The sequence below is a fragment of the uncultured Rikenella sp. genome (assembly GCF_947628055.1).
In the GTDB taxonomy this organism is placed as follows: Bacteria; Bacteroidota; Bacteroidia; order Bacteroidales; family Rikenellaceae; genus Rikenella.
Genome location: NZ_CANQYJ010000120.1, coordinates 1 through 6,902, shown reverse-complemented (window position 1 = coordinate 6,902; position 6,902 = coordinate 1). Strand labels below are relative to the sequence as shown.

Here is a 6,902-nt window from a genome sequence, read left to right as displayed (position 1 = left end):
GGGTGACCAAGAACCGAGCAGCGTACCGAGGGCAGAGACCGCTTGCGGGCTATGCCGAGGCAGCGCGAGGAAGACCGCAGGTCAAAGAAAGCAAAGAAGTCGCCGGGAATCGGTTTCGCCTTGTCGAAAGCCGGTCGTTCAGCCCGGCTTTCTCAAGGCAAAACGCGACATTCCCGGGTCTGCTGTGTCTACCCCGCTTCCGAAAGGTGCTTTCGCATGTTCCTTATTCTTTGCGATCGGGCCGGAGCCACCGGCTGCGGAGGCCTGGTGCCGCCGGGCACACCGACCAGGCTGTAATTACCCTAAACGGCCCCGCTGGCGCCAGCCAAGAAGGGGTAGTTCTAAGCCCCGCTCGAGACCATAAGAACCTTCTGTTTACCCGTTCGGTTCCTCCCCCACAGCATCGGCCGCCGCCAGATTCAGCAGCTTCGCCAATCCACCCGGCATCCCCGCCTGCCCCATTTTGACATGCACCTTCATGTTGGCCGTCAGACCGTGTTGGGCCGACGCCTCCCGTCCGCCTCCGTGCTGCGGAGCCAGCGAAGCACGCATGCACAGCCCGTCGTCCGGATCATCATCCGCCGGAGCCACCTCTTTCCCCTCCTTGAACGAGAACCGCTCCTCCCTGCGGTTAGAGACAGCATCCAGGATGTGGATATCGAAATCGAACACCGCCTCCTGCACATGCAGTAGCGGCAGCGGCACTAAGCTCAGCAGCGGCACCGCCACCTGCCTTTTGCGGCAGCCCGAGACATCATTGCTCAGATAGCAGAACCGGAGCATTCGCAGCGGGCCGGTACGTCCCGTCTGCCGGTCGTAAGACTCGAAAGCCACCGAGCAGAGAGAATCCAGATAACGCCGTGCCGCCAGCGAGTCGGCATCGACAGTCGCCAGCAGCGGAGCCGCGATCAGCCGATGCAAATCCATCACCCGGCTCGAAACTGCATTTCGAGGTTTGTCGGAACTCATGGTCATTCGGAAATTTCAGGATGGACAATAGCCTCATCAGGCAGGTAGCCGTTCGGAGAAACCCGTATGCGAAGCGTCTGAATCGCCCCCGCCGGAACCTTTTTCAACTCGTCCGCCGCAATGATGATCTCCTGCGAGGAAAACACCTTCCGGCGGATGAAATGGTAATCCTTGACCCGCTTGGCGGTAAGCACCGCCATCATCGCGGCGAATTTCGAGCGCGTTTTCTGCCGCAAGTCCCCGTTCCCCGGTTCAAACAATCGTCCGAGATCGGGATTTTGCAGCAGGTGCGCGTCGACAGTCTTCATCACGTTGCGGGTCAGCAAGTCCGTATCGAGGTTCCCGTCGCCGTCGACCAGTGCGGCAGCCTGCCCGTCGAGCCCCTCTCCGATCTTCCGGCTCAGGAACCGTCCGAACTCCTTTTCGAGACCCTGCACCCGGCTCAGCAGCGAGTTCAGCCCTTCCGGATCTTCCGTATCCGTCGCCGAAACAGCCGACGCCACACAGGTCAGGGCCGTGCGTGCCAACTGCTGCGAAAGCTCGCCGAAAAAGCGGCGCAGAGCCGGATAATCGGTCTCGGCCTCTTCCCGCTGGACATCAGTTTTGCGCACCGCATACTGCAAACTGAGCTCTAATTCGCCCAGCAGCGCCCCCGGCACCCGGAAGTCTCGGATTCCGCCCTTCGCCCCATAGATTTTGCGAAGCGACAGAGAGTATAGATTGGCCTCGTGCTGCGCGCGGATCACGTCGCGCAGCACCGAACCGATCAGGCTGTTCAGCTGTGCCATAAGATGAAGCGGTTAGATAAACGATTTACTCGGCTTCTTCGGTTTTCTTCTCTTCGCCGGCCTGTTCCTCAGCCTCCTGCAACAGTTTGGCCCGTTCCTCGGCCCGTTTCTGTTCGGCCTCCTCGGCAGCTTTGCGCTGTCCGGCCAGCTCTTTTTCCATCTGGTCGAGCCGTTCGCGGCGCTCCTGTTCACGCTTCAGCCGGGCGGCCTCGAGTTCCTTGCCGGCCGAGATAGCGTCCACGGTGCGTACCTTCACGGTGTTGTCCAGCCCCTTGACCGATACGATATAAACAGTCTCCTTCTCGTTCACCGGCAGCTCGAAAACCGCGCTGTTTCCCTGCACCGAACCCTGGATCGGATTCGCATCGCCGATCACGACGATCTTTTCCGGTTCAAACTTGCCCTCGTTGTTCTTGAACGTGGCCACCAATTGCTCCGGATGGCCCTTCTCGCCCTTGAGCAACTGGCTGCTGACCTCCAGCGAGCCTTTCGGATCGCTGACATTGAGGCTGTTGCCCAGGATTTCCAGCACTTTGGCCAGACCGGCCGGCATGCCGTCCTGCCCGGCGTGCACAGCCACATCCATGGTATACTCCACACTGTACTGCGAGTCTTGCGTGGCCTTGGAGTCCTTCTTGCTGGAATAGCTGGCATTGAAGCCCGCTTCCACCTTGAACAGCCCCAGGTTGAGGCTCGCCTTGCCGTTCACCCCGGCACCGACATCCTCGCTGCTGCTGGTCATGGACGAGCTCGACGAGCTGGCGCTGATGTTGGCCTTGAAATTGATGTCGATCGTCTGGATCGCGATGTACGGGATCGGAACGATAGTCAGCAGCGGCACATTGAGCTGAGCCATCTTGCCGTCGCGCATGAACTGGAAGGCGACGGTGACGGCCTTTTTCTCGCCGGTTTTGGGATCGGTGTTCAGGCCGACATTCTGGATGAACTTCCAGGTGGTCTGGGCGGCCAGCGCCTGCGCATCGATGCAGGCCGTGAGCGGGCCGCCGATAATATTCCCGAAAGGAATGGACGACAAGGCGTTGGAGGCCACTGTCGAAGGAGTTGTGTCGATTGCCATAATAAAGAGAGGTGTTTTTGGGCGCCCTTTCGGACAGCCGGGTGATAAAAAACGGATGCGTAAGCTTACGGGGCTAAATTAGAACGGGCGGGGGGCGGAGTGCAACCGTTGTTTGCGAAAGGGAGGAAACAGGCGGCAAAAGGTTTATTTCGAGCTGCCGAGGATGTTGAACTGCCGCATCACTTCGGAGCGGTGCTGTTTGCTGACCGGTATGCGGTGGGGGCCGATGCAGAGCAGATTGCCGATAAAAGCGTCGATCCGGTCCATATTGACGATGTAGGAGCGGTGTACGCGCCGGAAGAAGTTGGCCTGCAACTTGGGAGTGATCTCGGCCAGCGTGAAGGAGAGCGTCATGTCGTGCCCTCCTTCCAGATGCACGCGGCAATAACTCCCGAGCGCCTCCACGAACAGGATAGTCCCGAAATCGATCTTCCGGAACCGCTCTTTTTCCTTAATGAAGATGCAGTGCGGCAAGACGGCATTGGCCGGCCGGAGAGCCTCCTCCCCGCCGAAAGACGCCGAGGCCGTATGTCGGTTGGGCGCCTGACAGACGCATCCAAAACGCCTGTATCTCAAATGATAACGTTTGTCCATAGCATGAATAGTTAGAAAAATATTCTTATTCGTTCTCAAATTTAAAAGAACCGGCCCCGCCTCCAATTGAATTGGACGGATCGGCACAAATAATTTGCGGGAGGAGAGAAACGGTTTGCCTGTGTTCGGGCGATTTGCCGGTTCCGGGGACAAAAGAAGAGCGCCGCCCCGCAGTGCATGACAAAATCACTATCTTTGCCTGTAGAATTCTAATTAGCTGACGATACGATGGCCCAGGAACGACCCTTGTCCGGAGCGGACAAAGAAAAAGAGATCGACTTGATGGAACTTCTGTCCAAAGTGTGGGCGGCGCGCAAACGCGTGATCCGGTACGCCTTGATAGGAGCCGCTGTGGGATTAGTGATCGGATTGAGCATTCCCAAAACCTATGTCACGGCCATCAAGCTGGCGCCGGAGAGCAAAGCCGGCGGATCCGTTTCGGGCGGGATGTCCGGACTGGCCGCCATGGCGGGGATCAATCTCAACTCCGGTTCCGGAATGGACGGCATCACCTACGCCGTTTTCCCGGAAATCGTCAAAAGCACGCCGTTTTTGCTGGAATTCGCCGAGATACCGGTCACTCTGACGGCCGGGAAATCCGGAACGCCGGGGCCGAGGATGACGCTGTACGAATACGTGACCGGACATCAGAAAAAAGCGTGGTGGAAATACGTGACGGCATTCCCCGGGCAGGCCCTCGGATGGATTCTGTCGATCGGGAGGAATGAGGCCCGGCAGCAGGAGCTGCCGCCGGTCGATTCGGTCGACCTGTTCAATCTGCCGCCGGAGTATAAAGGATTCGTAGGGGCATTGAGCGGCATGCTGTCGGTGTCGGAAGATAAAAAATCGTCCATGCTGGAGGCGAAAGTGACGATGCAGGATCCGCTGGTATCGGCCGTGATCGCCGATTCGCTGATCTCCAAGCTCCAGAAATACATGACCGCCTACCGCACCCAGAAGACCCGGAACGACCTGGAGCAGAACATCCGTCAGAACGCCGAGGCGCAGGCACGCTACTATGAGGCCGAAGACCGGCTGGCGGAGACGATCGACCGCAACCGGAACATCTCGTCCGAGTCGCTGCGCGTGCGGATCGAACGGCTGCGCAACGAGCGGAACTTAGCCTACAGTGTCTATAGCCAGACCGCCTCGCAGGTCGAGGTGACCCGCATCAAGCTGCAGGAAGAGACCCCGATCGCAACGGTGGTCGAACCGGCCATCGTTCCCGACCAGGCCGCTGCGCCGAAGAAGATGATGTTTGTGGTAGCTTTCGCTTTCTTAGGCGGATTTCTGGCCGTGGGGATCGTCGTGGTGAAGTCGCTGTTGGCCGCAGATTCGACGGCACAGGAAGACGCAGCCGCTCCGGTCGAATAACCGGAGGCGGAGATGGGGACAGGTTTGCGGCAGGCCGGCGGAGCTCCGGCCTACTGCGAACGTGAGCCTCTATTCATCTTTGCGGTCGGCCCGGCCGCGCCCTTCATACCAGTCGATAAAAGCGCGGTTCACCAGCTTATTCCCCCCCGGCGTCGGATAATCTCCCGAAAAATACCAGTCTCCCGTATGGTTCGGGCAGGCTTTGTGCAAATTTTCGATCGTCTGGTAGACCACTTCCACCGGCGACGGACAATCCGGCGGCGTAATCAGGCGCGCGATCCGGTCTGCAATTTCCCGATCCGAAAACGGTTCGTAAATCCGCCGGACATGATTCACGATCGCCTCTTTCGGCAAGTGCTCCTGCGCCTTGCACGCCGCATACACCTCGTCGATCCGTGCCGCCATTCCCCGTTCGCGCAGCAATTCGACCGCCGCATGGAACGCGATAAACTCGCCCATGCTCGACATGTCGATCCCGTAGCAGTCCGGATACCGGATCTGCGGCGAACTCGACACAATCACGATTTTCCGGGGGCGCTGCCGGCTCAGAATATGGACGATGCTCCGCCGCAGCGTCGTTCCCCGCACGATGCTGTCGTCGATCGCCACCACCGCATCCACGCCCGGCCGGACCGTCCCGTAAGTGGTGTCGTACACGTGTGCCGCCAGATCGTCGCGGCTGCTGTCCTCCGCAATGAAAGTCCGCAGCTTGATGTCTTTCAGCGCCAGTTTTTCGGTGCGCACCCGCATCGCCATGATGTCGCGGATCTCGGCTTCGGTCAGCGTGTCGCGCGAAGCCAGCAGCGCGTGGCATTTCTGCCGGTCGAAACTGTCATGCAGCCCCTCCATCATCCCCATGTAAGCCACCTCCGCCGTGTTCGGGATAAACGAAAAAACGGTGTGGGCGAAGTCGTGATCGACCCGGTCGAGCACTTCCGGCACCAGCAGCCGCCCCAGTTCCTTGCGTTCGCGGTAGATGTCGCGGTCGCTGCCGCGCGAAAAGTAGATGCGCTCGAACGAGCAAGGCCGTATCGTCTCTGTTGAGGTCGGCCGAATCTGCGTCAGCCGCCGTTCGCCGCTTTTGGTGACGATCAGGGCCTGCCCCGGCTGCAATTCGACGACCTGTTCGGTCTCGATGTCGAACGTCGTTTGCAGCACGGGCCGTTCCGAAGCGACAGCCACCACGTCGTCCGACACATAGTAGAATGCGGGTCGAATGCCGTTCGGATCGCGCAGGGCGAACAGATCGCCGCTGCCCGTCAGTCCGCAGATCACATATCCGCCGTCCCACATCTCCGACGCCTCGCGCAGGATGCGCCCGATGTCGATGTTCGTTTCGATCGCCTCGTTCAGCGCCGCTCCTTCCAGCCCCCGGCCTTTGAACAGCTGATATTGGCGGTCTACCTCGCAGTCGAGCAGGTAACCCAACTGTTCGAGCATGATGAACGTGTCGGCATTGTGCCTCGGATGCTGTCCCCGCGCCACGATATGCGCGAAGACTTCATCCACGTTGGTGAGGTTGAAATTCCCCGCCAGCGCGAGGTTCCGGCTGCGCCAGTTGTTGCGCCGGAGGAACGGATGAGTGTACGAAATGCCCGACCGCCCCGTGGTACTGTACCGCAAATGGCCCATGTAAAGCTCCCCGAGGAACGGCTTATGCTTCGGGTCGGCCGCTAAGTCGCGGCGCACGGCATCGAATATCTCCTGAATGGCTCCGGTACCCATTGCCCGCTCGCGGAAGATATACTCTTCGCCCGGCTCGGCGCGGAGTTTCACGGCGGCGATCCCGGCCCCCTCCTGTCCGCGGTTATGCTGTTTCTCCATCATCAGGTACAGCTTGTTCAACCCCCAGAACTCGGTGCCGTAAGTCTGCCGGTAGTGTTCCATCGGTTTGAGCAGGCGGACCATCGCTATGCCGCATTCGTGTTTTATGCTGTCGCTCATGGTTTCGGTTAGGATATAACAGATTCGTGTGCCGTATCGGCATGTATTTCCGGTCGGAGTGTCGTCCGGCGGCTAAACCAGGAAGAGCAGTTCGCGGTATTTAGGGAGCGTCCACATTTCGTTGTCGACGATCAGTTCGAGTTTGTCGATGTGAT

At 59.4% G+C, this 6,902-nt stretch carries 6 protein-coding genes; 1 reads left to right on the top strand and 5 read right to left on the bottom strand.

Annotation, left to right across the window (positions count from 1 at the left end; genetic code table 11):
* Positions 1 to 375: 375 nt before the first annotated feature.
* The 4 genes from Q0Z93_RS09205 to Q0Z93_RS09190 all read right to left on the bottom strand — a co-directional run bounded on the left by Q0Z93_RS09205 (position 376) and on the right by Q0Z93_RS09190 (position 3,429).
* Positions 376 to 969, bottom strand: a complete 594-nt coding sequence (locus tag Q0Z93_RS09205; protein ID WP_298064811.1) for a DUF2589 domain-containing protein — start codon at positions 967 to 969, stop codon at positions 376 to 378.
* 2 nt (positions 970 to 971) lie between these two features.
* Positions 972 to 1,757, bottom strand: coding sequence for a hypothetical protein (locus tag Q0Z93_RS09200; protein WP_298064808.1), 786 nt, complete (start codon positions 1,755 to 1,757; stop codon positions 972 to 974).
* Positions 1,758 to 1,782: 25 nt separating this feature from the next.
* A complete protein-coding gene (locus Q0Z93_RS09195) occupies positions 1,783 to 2,835 on the bottom strand; it encodes a DUF2589 domain-containing protein (RefSeq protein WP_298064805.1) in 1,053 nt (350 codons plus the stop codon).
* Positions 2,836 to 2,979: 144 nt separating this feature from the next.
* Positions 2,980 to 3,429, bottom strand: a complete 450-nt coding sequence (locus tag Q0Z93_RS09190; protein WP_298064801.1) for a LytTR family DNA-binding domain-containing protein — start codon at positions 3,427 to 3,429, stop codon at positions 2,980 to 2,982.
* Between the two features lie 228 nt (positions 3,430 to 3,657).
* Here Q0Z93_RS09190 and Q0Z93_RS09185 point away from each other — a divergent pair, with 228 nt between their 5' ends.
* Positions 3,658 to 4,803 (top strand): Wzz/FepE/Etk N-terminal domain-containing protein, encoded by a 1,146-nt coding sequence (locus Q0Z93_RS09185; RefSeq protein ID WP_298064800.1) that lies wholly within the window; start codon positions 3,658 to 3,660, stop codon positions 4,801 to 4,803.
* A gap of 69 nt (positions 4,804 to 4,872) precedes the next feature.
* Here Q0Z93_RS09185 and Q0Z93_RS09180 read toward each other — a convergent pair whose 3' ends face one another.
* Positions 4,873 to 6,747, bottom strand: a complete 1,875-nt coding sequence (locus Q0Z93_RS09180; protein ID WP_298064799.1) for an amidophosphoribosyltransferase — start codon at positions 6,745 to 6,747, stop codon at positions 4,873 to 4,875.
* Positions 6,748 to 6,902 lie beyond the last annotated feature (155 nt).